Here is a 19958-nt window from a genome sequence, read left to right as displayed (position 1 = left end):
GGGCCCGCGCCGCGCGGCCCCGCAGGTCGGTGGCGACCGCGGACGCGGCCCGCGCGGCGGCGAGGTCGGTGACCGCACCGGTCAGGCCGCGCAGCGCCAGCAGGCCGAGCACGACCGCGGCCCAGGTGGCCACCGCGTCGCGGTCGAGCGCCGCCAGCACGAGGCCGGTGACCGCCCAGGCCTGGGCGATCACCAGCACCCCGGCCAGGATCGCGGACCCGGTCACCGCCAGCAGCGGGCCGCGGGCGGCCCGCAGCTGGCGGAGGACGCGCGGGTCGGTGGGGCGGATGCTCCCCTCGGGCACCGGCGCCTCAGCCGTCGGTGCCGGTCGCCCCGGCCGCCAGCGCGGCCTGCGGGATGTGGTGCACGCCGATCCGCTTCCGGAAGACCCAGTAGGTCCAGCTCTGGTAGGCCAGCACGATCGGGGTGAAGATCACCGCGACCCAGGTCATGATCTTCAGCGTGTACGCCGTCGCCGCCGCGTTCGTCGTGGTCAGCGACGTGCCGTCGGCCAGCGAGGTCGGCATCACGTCGGGGAAGAGCGCGGCGAACAGGCCGCCGACCGCCAGCGCGATGGCGACGAAGGTGCCGATGAACCCCCAGCCCTCACGGGTGGTGTACGCCGCGGCCAGGCCGGCGACCAGCGACAGCGCCGCGGCCACGAAGAGCACCGCCGAGAGCACCGAGCCGGTGTCGATCTGGGTCCAGACAAGGAAGAGCACCGCGAGCACCGCCGCGACCAGACCGATCCGCACCGCCAGGTTGCGCGCCTCGCCGCGGATCGGGCCCTCGGTCTTGAGCGCCACGAACATCGCGCCGTGGACCAGGAAGAGGGCCGTGGTGGTGAGGCCGCCGAGGATCGCGTACGGGTTGAGCAGCTCCCAGAAGCCGCCGACGTACTCCAGGTCGGCGTCGATCTTGACCCCGCGCAGGATGTTGGCGAACGCGACGCCCCACAGGAACGCGGGGACCACGGAGCCGAAGAAGATCGCCGCGTCCCAGCGCTTGCGCCAGGTCGGGTCGTCCCGCTTGGCGCGGTACTCGAACGCGAGGCCCCGCACGATCAGGGCGACCAGGATCAGCAGCAGCGGGAAGTAGAAGCCGCTGAACAGCGTCGCGTACCACTCCGGGAACGCCGCGAACGTGGCGCCGCCGGCGACCAGGACCCAGACCTCGTTGCCGTCCCAGACGGGCCCGATGGTGTTGATCATGACGCGCCGCTCGGGCGCCTCGGAGTCCTTGCCGCCGAGCACCGGCAGCAGCATGCCGACGCCGAAGTCGAAGCCCTCGAGGCAGAAGTAGCCGATCCACAGGACGGCGATGAGGATGAACCAGAGAGTGGTCAGTTCCATGACAGTCGTTCCTTCCCTGTCGGCTCAGTACGCGAAGGCCAGCGGCCGGTCGGGGTCGTTGTGGTCGTCGCGCACCTGCGGCTCCTGGAACGGCTCGGCGCCCTTGCGGATGTAGGTCAGCATCAGCTTCACCTCGACCACGGCGAGCGCGCCGTACAGCAGGGTGAAGACGATCAGCGAGGTCAGCACCTCGCCCGCGCTCACCCCGGGCGAGACCGCGCTCTCGGTGGTCATCAGGCCGAAGACGGTCCACGGCTGGCGCCCGGTCTCGGTGAAGATCCAGCCGGCCGAGTTGGCCAGCAACGGCATCAGCATCAGGGCGAACGCCCCGGCGGTCCACAACCGGCCGGTGGGCGCGCGCACGCCGCGGGTCACCCAGAGCACCACGGCGCCGAGCGCGGCGGCGGCCACGCCGAGGCCGATCATCCAGCGGAAGGTCCAGTAGGTCAGCGGGATGTAGGGGGTGTAGTCGCCCGGCGAGTAGTACGTCGTGCCGGGATCCTGCCCGTACTCCTCGATGTACTGCTCACGCAGCTGGTTGATGCCCTCGACCTCGCCGTCCCAGGTCCCCGTGGCGAGGAAGGAGAGCAGGTGCGGGGTGGTGATCGACCACTTCTCCTCGGTGCCGTCCGGGGTGCCGATCGTGAGCCAGGAGAAGGCCGCCGGCTGCTCGGTGTCGTAGAGCGCCTCGGCGGCGGCCATCTTCATCGGCTGCACCTCGGTCATCACCTTGCCCTGCAGGTCGCCGCTGATCGCGACGCCGAGGCCGGCGACCATCAGCAGCGCGGCGCCGGTGCGCACGGCCTTGCGGTACATCGGCTGGTCCGCCTCGAGCGTCGCGGGGGCGTCGCCTCCGCGCTTGCGGATCAGCTGCCAGAAGCCGACGGCCATCACGAAGGCGCCCGCGGTCATGTAGGCGGCGGTGATCGTGTGCGGGAACGTCACCATCTGCACCTTGTTGGTGAGCACGGCGGCGAAGTCGTTGAGCTCGGCACGGCCGGTCTCGGGGTTGAACTCGTAGCCGACCGGGTGCTGCATCCAGGAGTTCGCGGCCAGGATGAAGTACGCCGAGAGCAGGGTGCCGATGTGCGCCAGCCAGATGCAGGCGACGTGGAGCTTCGGGTTCAGCCGGTCCCAGCCGAAGATCCACAGGCCCAGGAACGTCGACTCGAGGAAGAACGCGACCAGGCCCTCGACCGCCAGCGGGGCGCCGAAGATGTCGCCGACGAAGCGGGAGTAGTCGCTCCAGTTCATCCCGAACTGGAACTCCTGCACGATCCCGGTCACGACGCCGATGGCGAAGTTGATCAGGAAGAGCTTCCCGAAGAACTTGGTCAACCGCAGCCACTCCGGGTTCTTCGTCCGGAGCCAGGCGGTCTGGTAGGCCGCCACGACTCCCGAGAGCCCGATCGTGATCGGGACGAACAGGAAGTGGTAGACGGTCGTGATCGCGAACTGCCAGCGTGCAATGTCGAGCGGGTCCACGAATGTGAACGTAGACCCAAAAAGTGCTTGTGCATACATTCACAAACAATCCTGAGGCTGTGATTCATCTCGCCTGTGAAGTTGCCGGGTTTCTCTCAGCGAACGAGGCCCGAAGGGCCCGGGAGACGCGGGACCTTCGACCGTAGACCCCGCCCCTGACCTGCGGCAATGCGATCGGATGCATACCCGGCGGCGGTCCTGGGGAGGGTGCCCCCATGGGCGACATCGGCGAGCAGGCACACACCGTCGGGCGGCGGGCACAGGACAGCGAGTGGCTGGAGCGGGCGGCGCGGTTCGGGCTGCTGACCTACGGCCTGGTCCACCTCACGATCGGCTGGCTGGCGATCCAGCTGGCCTTCGGGGACCGGTCCGGCTCCTCCGACAGCACCGGCGCGCTGCGGGCGCTCGCCACCCAGCCGTTCGGCGCGGTCGTCGTCTGGCTGGTCGCGATCGGGATGTTCCTGCTCACGGCGTGGCGCCTGCTCGAGGCCGCCGTCGGCGATCCCGAGAAGGACGGCGCCAGCGACGTCGCCTACCGGCTGAAGGCGGTCGGCCGCGCCGCGATCTTCGGCTACCTCGGTTGGGGAGCGGTCCGGATCGCCCTCGACGAGGGCGGATCGGGCGGGGGCACGGACTCGTTCACCGCGCGGGTGATGGACGCCCCGGCCGGCCAGCTGCTGGTCGGCGCGATCGGCGTCGGCATCATCGGGTACGGCGGCCACCTGGTCTGGAAGGGCTGCACCGACGGGTTCACCGACGACCTCTCCCCCGAGGCGACCTCGGGACGCGCCGGCACCGCCTACACGTGGATCGGGCGGGTCGGGCACGTGGCCAAGGGGGTCGCCCTCGGCATCGTCGGCGTGCTGTTCGTCAACGCCGCCGCCCAGCACCAGCCGAAGAAGTCCGGCGGGCTGGACCAGGCGCTGCGCGAGGTGCTCGACCAGCCCTTCGGCCCGTTCCTGCTCTGCCTGATCGGCGCCGGCATCGCGTGCTACGGCGCGTTCGCCCTGATCCGGGCCCGCCACCTGGACCAGTGACGGGCGCCGTGCGCCGGGCGCCCCTCAGCGGGCGAGCAGCACCGCCGAGCCGTGGCCGAACAGGCCCTGGTTGGCGGTGATCCCGACCCGGGCGCCCTCGACCTGGCGGCCGGTCGCCTGACCACGCAGCTGCCAGGTCAGCTCGCAGACCTGGGCGATCGCCTGGGCCGGCACGGCCTCGCCGAAGCAGGCCAGGCCACCCGACGGGTTGACCGGGATCCGGCCGCCCAGCGTGGTGTCGCCGGCGCGCAGCAGCACCTCGGCCTCGCCGCGCTTGCACAGCCCGAGGTCCTCGATCCAGTCGAGCTCCAGCGCGGTGGACAGGTCGTAGACCTCGGCCACGTCGACGTCGGACGGGGAGATCCCGGCCTCCTCGTAGGCCGCCAGCGCGATCGACTCCTTGAAGGTGCGCTCGGGCTCGCCGGCCACGGCCGAGCAGTCGGTGGCCAGCAGCGGCATGTCGATCACGGTGTTCGGGAAGGTCGGGGTGACCGTCGAGACGGCCTCCACGCGCACCGGGTCGACGAGGCCGTGCCGCCGCGCGTAGTCGAGGCTGGTCAGCACCACCGCCGCGGCGCCGTCGGAGGTGGCGCAGATGTCGAGCAGGTGCAGCGGGTCGGAGACCACCGCGGAGCCGAGCACGTCGGCGACGCCGACCTCCTTGCGGTAGCGGGCGTTGGGATTCTCCAGGCCGTGCCGGGAGTTCTTCACCTTCACCTGCGCGAAGTCCTCGCTGGTGGCCCCGTAGAGGTCCATCCGGCGGCGCGCGTAGAGCGCGAAGTACGCCGGGTTGGTCATCCCGAGCAACCGGAACCGCAGCCAGTCGGGGTCGTTCCACCGCTCCCCGGCGTTGGGCGCCAGGAAGCCCTTGGGCGTGGTGTCGGCGCCGACCACGAGGGCCACCTCCGACATCCCGGCCAGGATCCGGGCGCGCGCGGTGTCGATGGCCTGGGCCCCGGTGGCGCAGGCGGCGTACGACGTCGCGATCCGCGCGCCGTTCCAGCCCAGGGCCTGGGCGAAGGTCGACCCGGCGACGTAGCCGGCGTACCCGTTGCGGACGGTCTCGCCGCCGACCACCAGGTCCACGTCGGACCAGGCGATGCCGGCGTCGGCCAGCGCGGCACGGGCCGCGTGGACGCCGTACTCCACGAAGTTGCGGCCCCACTTGCCCCACGGGTGCATCCCGGCGCCGGCCACGGCGATGGCGTTGCTCATCGGCTCTCCTCCGCGGGCTTCCAGCGCCAGATCGTGCGCTCGCCCGTCTCGTCGGCGTTCAGCGTCTCCACGACCAGCTCCACCTCGGCGCCGACCCGGAGGTCGTCGACGCCGTAGCCCGCCGCGACCTGGCCCAGCACGACCAGCCCCTCGGGCAGCTCGACGGCGGCGAGCGCGAACGGCTCGAACGGCTCGGTGGCCGGCACGTACGGCGCCGGCGGCTGGTACTGGGCGTCGGTGTAGGACCACACCCGCCCGGTGCCCGAGAGCGGGACGGTCTCGTTCTCGGTTCCGTCGCACGCGGGGTTGCGGCAGAAGGTCGCGGCGTCCGCGGGGACGGGCGGGAAGACCAGGTTCGCGCAGGCGGTGCACCGGGACGCGAGCAGCCGGGGCTCGGCGCCGGTGGTGAACCAGCCGTCGACGGCGGGCGTGGCAGTCATGACCCTCCCAGGGCAAGCGGAACTAGAACGTGTTCTCACTCTAGCCCGAGGAGGCCCGGCCGGCGCAGGCCGATCCCAGCCGGTGGTTGAGGTGCGAGCGAAGCGAGCCTCGAAACCACCACCGCCGCCGCCTGTGGTCGGGGTCAGTCCTGCCCGCGGTCCTGGTCCCGCTTCTTCGGCTTCTCCGGCTCGGGCTGCTCGCAGCGCACGGTGTCGGCCGGCGTGTAGACGGTGTGGAAGTTCTCGGTGTGGTCGACCGTGGACTCGCCGGCCTTGCGGAACGTCCGCTTCACGTCGATCTGGAAGCCGGAGTAGCCGGTGAACGGCTCGCAGTCCGCGGTGGTCAGCGTGCGCGTGGCCGGCTCGACGTAGGCGTAGCGGTCGGAGGTCGTGGACTCGATGTCCCAGACCTTGGTGGAGTACATCTGCACGGTGACCACGCCCTGGCTGGAGTAGGTGCTGGGCTTCACGGTCGAGTGGATCAGCACGCCGTAGTCGGTGTCGTTGCGGAACCGGAGGTCGACCGTCGGCCAGGCCACGGTCGCCTCCCGGCCCACCGGGTAGCGGTCGATGTAGAACGAGTGCGGCTTGTGCTCGACGTCCTCGAGGCCGGCGAAGAACATCGCGTTGAACAGGGTCGTCGCCATCTGCGAGACGCCGCCGCCGTAGTCCTTCTTCAGGATGCCGTTGGAGATGATGTAGCCGACGGTGAAGCCGTTCTCCGCCGTCCGCTCGCCGACGGTGCCGTTGAGGGAGAACGTCTCGCCGGGCTTGAGCACGGTGCCGTCGACCAGCTCGGCCGCGCGGCCGATGTTGACGTTGCGGTACTCGGCGTGCGGGTAGTAGGTGGTGAACTCCGAGACCTTGCGCTTGATCTTCAACGCGCGGGCGTCGCGGGTGGTGAACTCGGCCTCCACCACGTCGGCCTCCACCTTGCCGGACCGCTCGCCCTCGGGGGCCGCGACCAGGCCGAGGAACACGTCGGTGACCGTGTCCGGGTCGAACTCGACGCCGGGCTTGGCCGGGACGACCTTCGGCTTGCCGTCGACCAGGCGCACGCTCGCGTCGACCGGCTCGCCCGAGGTGGTCGCGCTCTTCACCAGCCGGGTCAGCTGCTTCTGGTCGACCTCGGGCACCAGCGCGCCGTCCTCGTTGGCCATCGACAGGGCGGAGGCGTACTGCGCGGGCCGGAGCTTGACCTCGGAGTCGCCGAAGACCAGCGTGACCGGGCCCGACATCGCCGGGTTGGCGAACTCGTCGAGCGCCCGCTGCACCTCGGCGTCGCCGATCTCGGGCTGCGCGGCGGTCACCTCCAGCTCGACCTGGTCCCGCTCGTCGAGGTACGCCGCCACGATCGCGTCCTCGGCGGCGTCGGTGTCGACGGCGTCGCCCGGCACGGGGTCGATCACCTTGACGCCCTCCCGGGTGAACCGGATCGCGCCGTCGCGCGGCGGGATGCCGAGGCCCTCGGAGAGCTCGCCGAGCGTCTCGTCGAGCAGCTCCTCGTCGACGGCGACGACCGCCTCGGTCGAGCCGCCCCCGGTGAAGTAGTCCCACTGGCGCTGCGGGCTCCAGCTCTCCCCGGCGCCGGCCGCGTCGACCGACGCCTCGTAGTCGACGGCCAGGCCGATCTCGGCGGGCGTGACCGAGGCGGTGCGGTCGCCGGGTCCGATGCCGCCGCGGCTCACCGACAGCTCGATCGCCTCGTCACCGCGCGCCTCGAAGGCGTCCTCGAGCTCGGCGATCGCGGCGTCGCGCTCCATCCCCCCGACGTCGACACCGGAGATCGAGGCCCCCTGCGGCACCTTGTCGCCGGCGATCGCGTGGGCGCCGGCGTAGAGGCCCCCCGCGAGCAGCACGAGCACGAGCAACAGCACGATGACGAGTCGGCCGCCCGGCCGTTCCCGACCGGACCCTTCCCCGTCCTGGTCCCAGAACGTCACGCCCTCATCCTAGGAAACGGACGGTCGCCCGCCGTCGGAAACCCCCGGGCCGGCGCCCGAGTGGTCCGGACCGGTGGCCCGACCACGGACGCCGACCAGGCCGGCGACCAGCACCACGGGCACCCCGAGCAGCAGCAGGTAGCCCGCGACGTCGGCGGAGACGAGGAAGTCGCCCTCGGGGCGGGACAGGCTGAGCACCACCACGACCACCGACCAGGCCGCACCGAACGGCACGCGGCCCCAGCCGCCGGGCAGGGCGACCAGCGTCGCGGCGGTCGCGGCGAGCCCGAGCACCATCCCCCACCAGTAGTCGTGGAGCAGGACCGTGCAGGTCCCGACCGCCGCACCGAGCGGCAGGCAGGCCGCGGCCCAGAGGTAGCGCACGACGGCTCCGACCCGCGCTCAGTCGGGGTCGACGCCGGCGAAGAGGTCGTCCTCCCAGCCGTTCTCGCCGACGGGACCCGGCACGCCCTTGACGAGCCGGAACTGCTCCATCCCGAAGGCCTGGCTGCCGACGTTGTTGGAGAGCGCGAAGAACGGGCCGTCGGTGGTGATCTGGGTGGCGTGCGCGCGCAGGGCGTCCATCTTGCGCGGCAGGTAGGCGCTGGCATCCACCTCCGCCGTGATGTCCTCGTCGGGCCGGAACATCGGCGGCAGCGGTCCGTCCGGGTCCATCCCCTCGAACGTGGTGGTGTCGCCGGCCGCCCGCAGCCGCCGCAGCCCCTCGCGGATCCGGCTCTCGGCCATGGCGCCCCAGTAGATCTTGGGGATGTCCCACGCCTCCCCGAGGTCGCGCCGGTACGACGGCGCGGCCGCCAGCACGGCGCCGTACATCGCCACCCGGTGGGCCTGGATGTGGTCGGGGTGGCCGTAGCCGCCGAACTCGTCGTAGGTGACCAGCACCTGCGGCCGGACCTCGCGGATCACCTCGACCAGGCGCGTGGCGGCCTCGGTGAGGTCGGCGTGCCAGAAGGCGTTGTCGTGGATGTCGTCGGCGGCGACCGCGTGGCCGTCCTCGTGCCACTTCATCCCGGAGTCGCGGTAGGTGCCGAAGCCGCCGAGGAAGCGGTGGTCGGTGACGCCGAGCGCGGCCATCGCGTCGGCCAGCTCGCCGCGGCGGTGCTCGCCCAGCCCGTCGGTCCTGTCCGCCGCCAGGTGCTCCAGGTCGGGCACCAGGATCTCGCCCATCTCACCTGCGGTGCAGGTGACCAGCGTGACGCCGCGGCCCTCGGCGACGTACTTGGCCATCGTGGCGCCCTGCCCGATCGACTCGTCGTCGGGGTGGGCGTGGACCAGCAGCAGCCGCAGCGAGGGCGTGGAGCTCATGGCGACCAGCGTAGTGAGCGCCGCACGAGTGGTGGTTTCGAGGCTCGCTGCGCTCGCACCTCAACCACCGGCGGGCTCGCTGCGCTCGCACCTCAACCACCGGTTCCGGTGGTTGAGGTGCGAGGCGCCCCGGCGCCGAGCCTCGAAACCACCACCCCTACGGGCGCTTGATGCGCTTCGGCCGGTCGGGCAGCGGCAGGGGCGGCGGGGGCGCCTGCTCCGGCTCGTCGAGGTCCAGCCAGCCGTCGTAGGTCTCGACCAGCAGCTCGAGGACGATCTCGGGGGCGTCGGTGGTGACGGCCCAGGGGTGGTCCTCGTCGTCGTCCTCGCCCGACAGCCTCTCGCGGGTCACCTCGGCGGCGAACCCGCCCTTGACCAGGGCGAGGGCGGCCGTCCTGGCCTCGTCCTCGTCGAAGAAGATCCCGCGCACGTCCACCATCATCGCCCACCGGCCGTTCGACGGCCACGCGGCGGCACACCCGACTAGGTTGACGAGATGCCGTCCGATCGACCCCTCGTCCACCTCGCCCGCAGCGAGCCGGACGCGTACGACGCCGAGGCGGTCGTCGACGCGGTGACCGCGGCGGGCGGGGAGCGGGCCGGGCTGGACGGCGTGCTGGCGGACCTGTCGCGGCGCGGGCGACGGACGCTGGCGCCGCACCCGCGGCTGCTCGGCCTGGCGGTGGACCGGGCGCTGACCTGGGACGCGACGGACCGCCGCGACCGCGACTGGTGGCCGCAGGGCATCACCCACTCCGAGCGCACCGGCACGACCCGCCCGCTGCTGCTCGTCTCCTGGTACCACCGGGGCGAGGCCGGGGCGCGGGTCTCGGTGCTGGACCCGGCGACCCGGCGCTACCAGCACGTGCTGCTGGCGGAGCCGGTGCGCGCGGGCGACCACGCCGGGTCGGGGGTCGCGCTGCGCCCGCTGCGGGTCCACGCCGGCGGGCTGGTCTGGCACCGGCGCCACCTGCACGTGGCGGCCACCGCCCGCGGGTTCTTCACCGCCTCGCTCGACGACGTGCTGCGGGTGCCCGGCGGGGGCCGCGCGGGCGAGGGGGTGCTCGGGCTGGACCCGGCCGGCCACGCCTACGTCCTCCCGGTCCGGCACGCCTTCCGGGCCGGGTACGCCGAGGGCACCGAGCCGCTGCGCTACTCCTTCCTCAGCCTGGACCGGTCGGGCACGCCGCCGGAGCTGCTCGTCGGCGAGTACGGCCGTGCCGGGCAGTCCCGCCGGTTCGCGCGGTTCGAGGTCGACGACGCGACCGGCCTGCCGGCGTACTCCCCCGACGGCCAGAGCGTCAGCCCCGAGGACGGCGGGGAGCTCCGGATGCAGGGCGTCGCGGCCGCCGACGGCGCCCACTACGTCACGGCCTCCGACGGGCCGTGGCGGCCCGGGACGGTGTACGTCGGCCGCCCCGGTGCGCTCCGCGGCCGGCGCTGGGCCACGCCGATGGGGCCGGAGGACCTGACGTGGTGGCCGGCGACCGGCATGCTCTGGACGGCCACCGAGCACCCCCGCCGACGATGGGTCGTCGGGATGCGCAAGGACCGGCTGGACCGCTGGGCGGAGCGCGTCCGCCGCGACGACCCCCGAGGAGGGACCCGATGACCGACCCGACGAGCCCCGCGAGCACCGCCGGCGAGGACGAGCGCTGGCTGGCCGAGGCGGTCGCCGCCGCGCGGGCGAACGTGGCCGAGGGCGGCGGTCCGTTCGGCGCGGTGCTGGTGCGCGGCGGCGTCGTCCTGGGGCGCGGGCAGAACCGGGTCACCCGCGACCTGGACCCGACGGCGCACGCGGAGGTGATGGCGATCCGCGCGGCCTGCCTGGAGACCGGCGACTTCTCGCTGGCCGGGTGCACGCTCTACACCTCCTGCGAGCCGTGCCCCCTCTGCCTCGCGGCCTCCATGTGGGCGCGGATCGACCGGGTGGTCTATTCCGCCGACCGGGACGACGCGGCCGCCGGCGGCTTCGACGACCGCGCGTTCTACGCCGAGCTGCGCAAGCCCCGCACGGAGTGGTCGATGGCGGTCGAGCACCGCCGCACACCCGACTCCACCAGCCCGTTCGACACGTGGCTGGCCCACGAGGGCCGCACGCACTACTGATCCACGGGGCCGAGCGTGTCGCCCGTTCCTCGCGCCGCGAGACGATCGTCACACCCTCGCCAAACGAATTAACACTGCCGTAACAGAGGGCATCGGGCGGCGAAATCGGCGACTCCTAGCGTCGCGGCGCAGCAGCGCCCGCTGCTCTCGGGGTCCCGTACGTCCAGCCAGGAGACAACTCGATGTCGCTCGCCCACCGTCCCGCCCGTCGCGCACGCCGCGCCGCGGCCCTGACCATCGCCACGCTGCTGTCCGCGGCCACGCTGGCCGCCTGCGGCTCCGACGACGAGACCAGCGGCAGCGGCAGCGACGGCGAGGGCGTCTCGGACGCCTCGATCACCATCCAGTACTCCTGGATCAAGAACGAGGAGTTCGCCGGCGAGTTCTACGCCACCGAGAAGGGCTACTACGACGAGGCGGGCATCACCGACGTCACCGCGATCGCCGGCCCCAGCACCGGCGTCGCCGAGCTGATCGAGGGCACGGTCGACGTGGCGCTGAGTGACGCCGCCTCGATCGGTGCCGCGATCGCCGAGCAGGAGGCCCCGCTGAAGATCATCGGCGCCACCTTCCAGAAGAACCCGTTCACGATCCTCTCCCTCAAGGACGGCGCGGACATCACCACGCCCGAGGACCTGATCGGCAAGAAGATCGGCGTCCAGGCCTCCAACGAGAACGTCTTCAACGCGCTGCTCAACGCCAACGGCATCGACCGCGACGACCTGACCGTCGTCCCGGTCGAGTTCGACCCGACCCCGCTGATCAAGGGCGAGGTCGACGGCTTCATGGCCTACCTGACCAACGAGGCGATCACCGTCGGCGCCGAGCAGGAGGTCACCAACCTCGCGTACGCCGAGAACGGCGTGCCCTACGTCGCCGAGACCTTCTCGGTCACCGACCAGTTCCTGGCCGAGAACCGCGACCTGCTCAAGGCGTTCCTGACCGCCGAGATCAAGGGCTGGACCGACGTCTTCACCGAGCCGACCGAGGAGACCGTCTCGCTGGTCGAGAAGTTCTACAACGCGGGCGCCGACGCCGGCGACCTGAACGCGAACTTCGGCCCGCTGCCGGCCACCACCGGCGACAGCCTGGAGGCCGAGAAGGAGCTGATCTCCACCGAGGAGACCGAGGCCAACGGCCTGTTCACGATCTCCGACGAGCTCAAGGCGCAGACCATCGAGTCGCTGGCCGCCGCCGGCTGGGAGGTCGACGCGGACACCATGTTCGACACCTCGATCCTCGAGGAGATCTACGAGGAGAACCCCGACCTCGTGGACTACCTGTCCTGAGCCGCGCCCGACCACTCCCCGACGGAGAGACGTCGCCCACTCCATGACTCTCGACAACACGACCGGTGCCGGTGCCGGTGCCCACATGGGCACCGGCATCGGCATCGACGACCTCACCAAGACCTTCCGCAGCCGGGGGCGCACGACGGTCGCCCTCGAGGACACCCACCTGCACACGGAGCAGGGCTCGTTCCTGGCGCTGCTCGGTCCCTCGGGCTGCGGGAAGTCGACGATCCTGCGGATCCTCGCCGGCCTGGAGACGCCGAGCAGCGGCACCGCCCTCGTCGACGGCAAGACGCCGCGCGAGCTGCGCCGCGGCGGCGAGCTCGGCATCGCCTTCCAGGACCACGCGCTGCTCCCCTGGCGCACGGTCCGCAAGAACATCCGGCTGCCGTTCGAGGTGGCCGGCCTCAGCGTCGACAAGGACTACATCGCCGAGCTGATCGAGCTGGTGGGCCTCACCGGCTTCGAGGACGCCCGCCCGGCGCAGCTCTCGGGCGGCATGCGGCAGCGCGTCTCCATCGCCCGCGCTCTCGCCCTCAAGCCGTCGGTGCTGCTGCTCGACGAGCCGTTCGGCGCCCTCGACGACATGACCCGGCAGAACCTCAACCTGGAGCTGCTGCGGATCTGGACCGAGAAGCCCGCGACCACGCTGCTGGTCACCCACGGCATCTCGGAGGCGATCTTCCTGGCCGACAAGGTCGCGGTGATGTCGCCGCGACCGGGCCGGATCAAGGCGGTCATCGACGTCACGCTGCCGCGCCCGCGCACGCCGGAGATGATGCGCACCCCCGAGTTCCACGCCCTGGTCGACCAGGCCTCCGAGCTGCTCTTCGGCGCGGACGGCCGCGCCGAGGCCGAGGCCTGAGGATGGCCGGCGCTGACCGCACCCGCGGGGTGCCGCGGTGGCTGGCCGGGCTGATCGGCCTCGCCGTGGTGCTCGGCGCCTGGTGGCTGCTCGCCGTCCTGGTGTTCCGCCCCGAGCCCGGGACCACCTACACCCCGCTGCCCACCCCGTGGGCGGTGCTCTCCACGATGGCCTCGGACGGCTTCGCGCCGTACTGGAACATCTTCCAGGTCACCATCTCCGAGGCGCTGGTGGGCTTCCTGTGGGGCAACGGCCTGGCTCTCCTGCTGGCCTCACTGGTGCTCGTGGCCCCCTGGCTGGAGCGCGTCATCGTGCAGATCGCGGTGGTCACCTACTGCCTGCCGATCGTCGCCGTCGGCGGCATCGCGATCATCGTCCTCGGCGGCGCGGACGAGCCGGGCGGGCGCTCCTCCACCGCGGTCTTCCTGGCCGCCCTCTGCTGCTTCTTCACCACCGTGGTCGGCGCGCTGCTCGGGTTCCGCTCCGCCGACCGCGCCAGCCTCGACCTGATCTCCGTGTACGGCGGCGGGCGGTTCACCCAGCTGCGCAAGGTCCGCCTCGTGGCGGCGCTGCCCGCGATCCTCAACGCCCTGCAGATCGCCGTCCCCACCGCCCTGCTCGGCGCGGTGCTCGGCGAGTACATGGGCAAGATCGACGTCAGCGTCGGCACCCAGCTGATCAAGTTCCAGCAGGTGCTCGACTCCGAGCGCCTGTGGGCGCTGTTCCTGCTCAGCGCGCTGGTCGCGCTCATCGGCTACGGCCTGCTCGGCCTCGTGGCCCGCGTGGTCACGCCCTGGGTCTCCGGGAGGACGCGATGACCGCGACCACGACGACCGCACCGCCCGCGGCCCCGACCGGGAAGGAGCGCGCCCGCCGGCTCCGCAGCGAGCGCCGCGCGGCCCTGCTGCGGGCACTCGGCGAGGCGCTGTTCGGCGCCGTCGTCACCGTCCTGGTGGTGCTGCTCGGCTGGCAGCTGCTGCTCGCGGTGGTCGACGTCTCCTCCTTCACGGCCAAGGGCCCGGCGGACGTCTGGAACTTCCTCTTCGTCGACCAGCCCGGCGCGGACGCCGACGACACCGCGGCGGCGCACCGCGCCGCCCTGCTGCCGCTGGTCGGCCAGACCGCCACCGACGCGATGATCGGCTTCGTCGCCGGCATGGCGATCGCCGTGGCCCTGGCCCTGCTGTTCACGCTCTCCAAGACGGTCGAGGCCGGCGTGATGCCGTTCGCGCTCTTCCTGCGCAGCGTCCCGCTGGTGGCGATCGCGCCCGCGATCCTGCTGATCACGGGCCGCGGCACGGTCACGTCGGTCGCGGTGATCGGCAGCATCGTCGTGCTCTTCCCCGCGCTCGCGTCGGTGCTGTTCGGCCTGAGCCGGGCCAACCCCGACAGCGTCGACCTCGTCCACGTCTACGGCGGGTCGGACTGGGCGGCGCTGCTCAAGGTGGCCGTCCCGGGAGCGCTGCCGTCGATCTTCGCCGCCGCCCGGGTCTCGGTGCCCGGCGCGGTGACCGGCGCGATGCTCGCCGAGTGGCTCTCCACCGGCAAGGGCGTGGGCGGCGCGATCCCGCGGTTCACCTCCTCGATCCAGTACGACGAGCTGTGGTCGGCGATCGCGCTGATCACGTTCGGCACGCTGATCGTCTACAACCTCGTGCAGCTGCTGGAGAACGCGGTGCTGGCCCGGATGGGGATGACCGCCACCCAGTGAGGGCTACCGGCCGCCGCGAACCTGGCTGCGGCGCTCCGAGCTGGGGTTGGTCTTGCGGTGCGCCGGGTGCCGAGTGCAGGTGGCGCGGGTCGTGGCGCGGGTCGTGTGCCTGAGAACCCGATATGCCGGGGCGTGGAGCACACGACCCCGAGGCGGCACGCGCCGGCGGTCATGTAACACGCCGTCCACCGCACTACTCGGCGGTCTGCGTTGGTTCCATCCCGCCGCAACGCGCTCGAAGCACCGTGAACGACCGACCAGTCCGGCGGACAGCGTGTGACAGCACCCCGCAGCGGAGACCCGCTCGGCCCCGAGACCACGGCAGTGACGGCTGCCACCGCGGGGAACGCCGGCCGAGCCCGCGGAGGGAGCGACGAAGGAGCGACCGGAGCGGTCGAGGCGGGCTTCCCCGCGCGCAGCCGCCGCAGGCCGCCAGAACACCATGCACCGAGAAGTGCTCGACAGCGAGGCCGGCAGCGCGGCGCAGCGAAGCGGAGACGCGCTCGGCCAGTCGACTCAGTGCACGCCGGCCATCAGCCGCCGGATCGGCTTGGTGAACGCGAGGAGCAGCGCGCCGGCGGCGATCGCGGCCAGCCCGATCAGCAGGAAGTAGACGTGCTCGTCGCCGGGGTCGTAGTACTCGGCGAGCGTGCCGGACATCGCGGTGCCGAGCGCGACGGAGAGGAAGTAGATCGCGACCATCTGGGTCTTGAACTGCGCGGGCGCGAGCTTGGTCGACAGCGACAGCCCGGACGGGGAGATGAACAGCTCCGCGATCGTGAAGACCAGCAGGATCACCACCAGCGCGATCAGCGGCACGGTGTTCTCGCCCGAGGGCATGGGCAGGAAGAGCAGGAAGGCGCAGCCCATGATCACCGTGCCGACGCCGAACTTCACCGGCGTGGACGGCTGCCGGGGCCCGAGCTGGGTCCACACCGCGGCGAAGACCGGGGCCAGCAGGATGATGAAGACCGGGTTGATCGAGTTCACCCAGGAGACCGGCATCTCCCAGCCGAAGATGGACCGGTTGAGCCGCTCGTCGGAGTAGATGGTGACCACGGTGAACTGCTGCTGGTACAGCGACCAGAAGACGGCGTTGATGACGAAGAGCGGGACGAACGACCAGACCCGGCTGCGCTCGATCGCGGTCACGTGCGCGCTGGTCAGCAGCAGCGCGAAGTAGCCGACCGCGGCGACCAGGGTGACGCCGACGACCCAGTCGGAGAGGTTGTCGGTGTCGATCCACCCGACGGCCACCAGCGCGGCGACCAGGACCAGCGCACCGAGCCCCATGCCGCCGTACCGGACCCGCTCCGCCGGGCTCAGCGGGTTGGGCACGTGGTGGGTGCTCGCCGGCAGCCGCTTGCGGCCCAGCGCGTACTGGGTGAGGCCGAAGGCCATGCCGACGGCCGCGGCGCCGAAGCCCCAGTGGAACCCCTCGTTCTTCTGCAGCCACCCGGTGAGCAGCGGCCCGAGGAACGCGCCCAGGTTGATCCCCATGTAGAAGAGCGAGAAGCCGCCGTCGCGGCGCTCGTCGTGCTCGGCGTAGAGCGACCCCACCAGCGAGGTCGCGTTGGCCTTGACGCCACCGCTGCCGAGCGCGATCAGGACGAGGCCGACGCCGACACCGGCCAGCGCGGGGATCACGGCCAGCGCGATGTGGCCGCTCATCACCAGGATCGCGGAGTAGAAGAGCGTCCGCTCCGACCCGATCAGCCGGTCGGCCAGCCAGGCGCCCAGGATGGTGGCCAGGTAGACCATGCCGCCGTAGGCGCCGACGATGCCGGTCGCGGTGGCCTTGTCGATGCCGAGGCCGCCCTCGGCGGCGGAGTAGTACAGGTAGATCAGCAGGATGCCCTGCATGCCGTAGAAGCTGAAGCGCTCCCACATCTCGACGCCGAACAGGTTCGCCAGCGCCCTCGGGTGCCCGAAGAACCCGTGGTCGTCGGGAGGATCTGCGGCGTCAGGCTCCGGACCCGCACCAATGGTCACTCGGGTGAGATTGCCACCCCCCAGCCACACGGGGCAATACCCTCACCCGCCGGTCCCGGCGAGGTCGGGGCGGCGTCAGAGCCGGGCGAGGCGCACCTTCCAGCGGCCGAGCAGCACGACGGTGCTCGACTCGCGACGGTGCCGTCGGCTGTCGCGGGACAGCGGCGCGTCGTGGCGTACCGCCACGGCGTGGTCCGCGTGCTTGCCGCCACGCCCACCGCCGCCGTCGCCGCTCATCGCCGCATCCTCCAGGGCCGACTGGTCCAGAGCCGTCTGCTCCAGAAACGTCCTTCGCTTCATCATGACGACGCACTCCTACCCGGAACGGTTGTCCTTCAACCCCGAATGCGCACGAACCGGCTCGGCTGCGGCCCGACTGCGACCCGACGGCGCTCAGGCGGGCGCGGGCGCCTTCTTCTGCAGCTCACCGCTGCGGCCGGTCGGGACGAACCCCAGCTGCTCGTTGATGCCGATCATCGGGCCGTTGACCTCGGCGTTCCAGGTGACCAGGCGGCGGCCGTCGGCGAGCCCGCGGCGCTGGAGCTCGACCAGGTTGGCCACCTTGACCGCGATCCCGAGCCGGTGGCCCCGGTGCGCGGGATCCACCAGCGTGCCCCACTGGAAGACCCAGGTCGGGTCCGCGCTCGGCACGACCAGGTCCGTGTAGGCGGCGACCTCGCCCGACGCGGCGACCGCGAGCGTCCGGACGACCGTCCGGCCCTGGGCGACCAGCACGTCCTCGTGCTGCCGGAACGCCTCGACGTCGGCCGCCTCCTCCTCCCGCTCGACCTCGCCCATCGGCGCCTCGGTCATCAACCGGTTCGAGAGGGCGACGTACCCCGCGACCAGGTCGTCGGGCAGCCGCCCGACCACCGTGCGCAGCGTGTAGCCGCCGGTGTGCTCCGCGGCCTCCGCGGCCAGCCGGTCCAGCAGCGCGCCGTCGACCGGAAGGACCACCTCCCGCTGGATGTCGCCCAGCCCGAACGCGTAGCCGTGCGCCCGGCCGAACTCCACGCCCGGCGCGCCGGCGCCGTCCGGCGGACCGGCGTAGGGCCAGTCGGTCATGGCGCCGTAGCGGGTGCGCCCGTCCGCCCGGGCCACCTCCTCCAGCCGCGCCAGCACCGCACTGCCGTGGCCGCGGCGACGGTGGTCCGGCAGCACCCAGACCATGAGGTCGGCCGAGGTCAGGTTGTCCTGCAGCGGCAGCCGGATCTCCCCCGCCGCGACGACCGCGCCGTCGACCGTGCCCACGAAGATCTCCGTGCGGCGGTTCTTCTGCGGCGTCCGGAGGTCGGCGAGCACCTCGGGCAGGTACCACGGGGTGGCGTGCTCGCCGCGCTCGTGGCGGTCGACGGCGTTGATGACCTCCAGCCAGGCGGCCACCTCGTCGTCGCGCGCGACGTCCACCCGGCCCACTTCCAGCGCCGCACCGGTCGGGCTCACCGCGCGCGCTCCACCCGGGTCTCGTCCCACACCGGCACGTCGGACTCGTAGACCGTGCCGTCGGAGCCGAAGACGGCGAACCGGTCGAACCCGCGGGCGAACCACCGGTCGTGGGTGACCGCGACGACGGTGCCCTCGAACGCCTCCAGCGCGTCCTCCAGCGCCTCGGCCGACTGCACGTCGAGGTTGTCGGTCGGCTCGTCGAGCAGCAGCAGGGTGGCGCCGGAGAGCTCCAGCATCAGGATCTGGAAGCGCGCCTGCTGGCCGCCGCTGAGCGACTCGAACCGCTGCTCCCCCGAGGACGCCAGCTCGTAGCGGTCCAGCACCCGGCTGGCCTGCTCCCGGCCCATCCCCTGCCGGCCGCCCGGATGGCCGTCGCCGCGGTGCAGGATCTCCAGCAGCGTGCGGCCCACCAGCTCGGGGTGCTCGTGGGTCTGCACGAACCAGCCCGGCCGCACGCGCGCGCCGAGGCGGGCGCGGCCGCGGTGCTCCACCGGCGCGACGACCACGTCGCCGACCGGCTTGTGCTCGACGTCCGGGTCGCTGCCGCCGCCGGCCAGCAGCCGGAGGAAGTGGGACTTCCCGGAGCCGTTGGAGCCCAGCACGGCCAGCCGCTCGCCGTACCAGACCTCCAGGTCGAACGGCCTCATCAGCCCGGTCAGCTCCAGGCCCTCGCAGACCACGGCGCGCTTGCCGGTGCGCCCGCCGGACAGCCGCATGGTCACGTTCTGCTCGCGCGGCTGCTCCATCGGCGGCCCCGCCTCCTCGAACTTCCGGAGCCGGGTCTGGGCGGCCTGGTACTGCGAGGCAAGCCCGTCGTTGTACGCCGCCTTCTGCTTGTACATCAGCACCAGCGCCTTGAGCTTGGCGTGCTCCTCGTCCCAGCGGCGGCGGAGCTCCGCGAAGCGGGCGAAGCGGTCCTTGCGGGCCTCGTGGTACGACGCGAAGCCGCCCGGGTGGGTCCACACCGTGTTGCCCCCGCCGCCGGCGCCGAGCTCGACGGTGACGACGCGGGTCGCGGCGTTGGCCAGCAGCTCGCGGTCGTGGCTGATGAACAGGATCGTCTTCTCCGAGGCGGCGATCCGCTGCTCCAGCCAGATCTTGCCGGGCACGTCGAGGAAGTTGTCCGGCTCGTCGAGGAGCAGCACCTCCTCCGGGCCGGCCAGCAGGTACTCCAGCACGACGCGCTTCTGCTCACCGCCCGAGAGCGTGCGCAGCTCGCGGTGGCGCGCCCGGTCGTAGGGGACGCCGAGCGCCCGCACGGTGCACACGTCCCAGACCACCTCGACGTCGTAGCCGCCGGCGTCGCCGTAGTCGGCCAGCGCTGCGGCGTACCCCAGCTGGGTGGCCTCGTCGTCGGTGTCCATCAGCAGCCGCTCGTAGCGGTCCACCTCGGCCGCCGCGCGGCGCACGGGCGCCGGGGCCAGGTCGAGCAGCAGGTCCGCCACCGTCGGCGGGTGGCCGTCGCGGCCCGGCACCCGGTCGACCATCTGGCGCATCACGCCGAGGCCGCCGCTGCGCACCACGGTGCCCGCGTGCGGGCTGAGCTCGCCGGTGATCAACCGCAGCAGCGTGGTCTTGCCGGCACCGTTCGCGCCGACCAGCGCGACCTTCTGGCCGTCGCCGACGCGGAACGAGACGTCGTCCAGCAGCACCCTCCCGTCGGGGAGCTCGTACCGCACACCTGCAACATCCACGTGACCCACGAGGATGGATTCTCCCAGGGGCCGGCGCCGGAGCGCACCCCC

At 72.3% G+C, this 19958-nt stretch carries 19 protein-coding genes and 1 pseudogene; 7 read left to right on the top strand and 13 right to left on the bottom strand.

The window, feature by feature from the left end; genetic code table 11:
• The 3 genes and pseudogenes from ABLM29_RS15565 to ABLM29_RS15555 all read right to left on the bottom strand — a co-directional run.
• Positions 1–304: pseudogene (locus ABLM29_RS15565) on the bottom strand (thiol reductant ABC exporter subunit CydD); the annotation flags it as partial.
• A 7-nt stretch (positions 305–311) separates the two neighbouring features.
• The gene (gene cydB / locus ABLM29_RS15560) at positions 312–1352 is read right to left on the bottom strand and encodes a cytochrome d ubiquinol oxidase subunit II (RefSeq protein ID WP_349715086.1); all 1041 of its coding nucleotides are present in this window, start codon (positions 1350–1352) and stop codon (positions 312–314) included.
• A 24-nt stretch (positions 1353–1376) separates the two neighbouring features.
• On the bottom strand, positions 1377–2837 hold the full coding sequence (locus tag ABLM29_RS15555) for a cytochrome ubiquinol oxidase subunit I (RefSeq protein ID WP_349715083.1): 1461 nt from the start codon (positions 2835–2837) through the stop codon (positions 1377–1379).
• 215 nt (positions 2838–3052) lie between these two features.
• Between ABLM29_RS15555 and ABLM29_RS15550 the strand changes: the two genes are divergently transcribed.
• Positions 3053–3874, top strand: coding sequence for a DUF1206 domain-containing protein (locus ABLM29_RS15550; RefSeq protein WP_349715082.1), 822 nt, complete (start codon positions 3053–3055; stop codon positions 3872–3874).
• A 24-nt stretch (positions 3875–3898) separates the two neighbouring features.
• Here the strand turns inward: ABLM29_RS15550 and ABLM29_RS15545 are convergent, their stop codons facing one another.
• The 6 genes from ABLM29_RS15545 to ABLM29_RS15520 all read right to left on the bottom strand — a co-directional run bounded on the left by ABLM29_RS15545 (position 3899) and on the right by ABLM29_RS15520 (position 9228).
• Positions 3899–5089, bottom strand: a complete 1191-nt coding sequence (locus tag ABLM29_RS15545) for a lipid-transfer protein (protein WP_349715080.1) — start codon at positions 5087–5089, stop codon at positions 3899–3901.
• A complete protein-coding gene (locus tag ABLM29_RS15540) occupies positions 5086–5529 on the bottom strand; it encodes a Zn-ribbon domain-containing OB-fold protein (protein ID WP_349715079.1) in 444 nt (147 codons plus the stop codon). The genes ABLM29_RS15545 and ABLM29_RS15540 overlap by 4 nt, the downstream gene beginning before the upstream one ends.
• Positions 5530–5672: 143 nt before the next feature.
• On the bottom strand, positions 5673–7472 hold the full coding sequence (locus tag ABLM29_RS15535; RefSeq protein WP_349715078.1) for a VanW family protein: 1800 nt from the start codon (positions 7470–7472) through the stop codon (positions 5673–5675).
• Between the two features lie 9 nt (positions 7473–7481).
• On the bottom strand, positions 7482–7856 hold the full coding sequence (locus ABLM29_RS15530; RefSeq protein ID WP_349715077.1) for a DUF6113 family protein: 375 nt from the start codon (positions 7854–7856) through the stop codon (positions 7482–7484).
• An 18-nt stretch (positions 7857–7874) separates the two neighbouring features.
• Complete coding sequence (gene mshB, locus ABLM29_RS15525; RefSeq protein WP_349715076.1) at positions 7875–8798, bottom strand: N-acetyl-1-D-myo-inositol-2-amino-2-deoxy-alpha-D-glucopyranoside deacetylase; 924 nt, start codon at positions 8796–8798, stop codon at positions 7875–7877.
• 157 nt (positions 8799–8955) lie between these two features.
• The gene (locus tag ABLM29_RS15520) at positions 8956–9228 is read right to left on the bottom strand and encodes a hypothetical protein (protein ID WP_349715074.1); all 273 of its coding nucleotides are present in this window, start codon (positions 9226–9228) and stop codon (positions 8956–8958) included.
• Between the two features lie 66 nt (positions 9229–9294).
• Between ABLM29_RS15520 and ABLM29_RS15515 the strand changes: the two genes are divergently transcribed.
• The 6 genes from ABLM29_RS15515 (at position 9295) to ABLM29_RS15490 (ending at position 14775) form a co-directional block, all read left to right on the top strand.
• Positions 9295–10410 carry a hypothetical protein gene (locus ABLM29_RS15515; protein WP_349715073.1) on the top strand — a complete coding sequence of 372 codons (1116 nt, stop codon included), beginning with the start codon at positions 9295–9297 and terminating at the stop codon, positions 10408–10410.
• Positions 10407–10907, top strand: a complete 501-nt coding sequence (locus ABLM29_RS15510) for a nucleoside deaminase (RefSeq protein WP_349715072.1) — start codon at positions 10407–10409, stop codon at positions 10905–10907. Before ABLM29_RS15515 ends, ABLM29_RS15510 begins: the two co-directional genes overlap by 4 nt.
• Before the next feature lie 182 nt (positions 10908–11089).
• Positions 11090–12196, top strand: a complete 1107-nt coding sequence (locus ABLM29_RS15505; protein ID WP_349715069.1) for an ABC transporter substrate-binding protein — start codon at positions 11090–11092, stop codon at positions 12194–12196.
• Between the two features lie 43 nt (positions 12197–12239).
• Positions 12240–13064 carry an ABC transporter ATP-binding protein gene (locus tag ABLM29_RS15500; RefSeq protein ID WP_349715067.1) on the top strand — a complete coding sequence of 275 codons (825 nt, stop codon included), beginning with the start codon at positions 12240–12242 and terminating at the stop codon, positions 13062–13064.
• Between the two features lie 2 nt (positions 13065–13066).
• The gene (locus ABLM29_RS15495) at positions 13067–13882 is read left to right on the top strand and encodes an ABC transporter permease (protein ID WP_349715065.1); all 816 of its coding nucleotides are present in this window, start codon (positions 13067–13069) and stop codon (positions 13880–13882) included.
• Positions 13879–14775 carry an ABC transporter permease gene (locus tag ABLM29_RS15490; protein ID WP_349715064.1) on the top strand — a complete coding sequence of 299 codons (897 nt, stop codon included), beginning with the start codon at positions 13879–13881 and terminating at the stop codon, positions 14773–14775. The genes ABLM29_RS15495 and ABLM29_RS15490 overlap by 4 nt, the downstream gene beginning before the upstream one ends.
• Before the next feature lie 516 nt (positions 14776–15291).
• Here the strand turns inward: ABLM29_RS15490 and ABLM29_RS15485 are convergent.
• The 4 genes from ABLM29_RS15485 to ABLM29_RS15470 form a co-directional block, all read right to left on the bottom strand.
• A complete protein-coding gene (locus ABLM29_RS15485; RefSeq protein ID WP_349715062.1) occupies positions 15292–16767 on the bottom strand; it encodes a peptide MFS transporter in 1476 nt (491 codons plus the stop codon).
• Between the two features lie 75 nt (positions 16768–16842).
• Positions 16843–17004, bottom strand: coding sequence for a hypothetical protein (locus ABLM29_RS15480; RefSeq protein ID WP_349715061.1), 162 nt, complete (start codon positions 17002–17004; stop codon positions 16843–16845).
• A 156-nt stretch (positions 17005–17160) separates the two neighbouring features.
• Entirely contained in the window at positions 17161–18210 is a 1050-nt protein-coding gene (locus ABLM29_RS15475; RefSeq protein WP_349715060.1) for a GNAT family N-acetyltransferase, read from the bottom strand.
• A complete protein-coding gene (locus tag ABLM29_RS15470) occupies positions 18207–19916 on the bottom strand; it encodes an ABC-F family ATP-binding cassette domain-containing protein (protein ID WP_349715059.1) in 1710 nt (569 codons plus the stop codon). Before ABLM29_RS15470 ends, ABLM29_RS15475 begins: the two co-directional genes overlap by 4 nt.
• Positions 19917–19958 lie beyond the last annotated feature (42 nt).

The sequence above is a fragment of the Nocardioides sp. YIM 152588 genome (assembly GCF_040191335.1).
Lineage (GTDB): Bacteria > Actinomycetota > Actinomycetes > Propionibacteriales > Nocardioidaceae > Nocardioides.
This window is presented reverse-complemented; position numbering and strand designations above follow the sequence as displayed.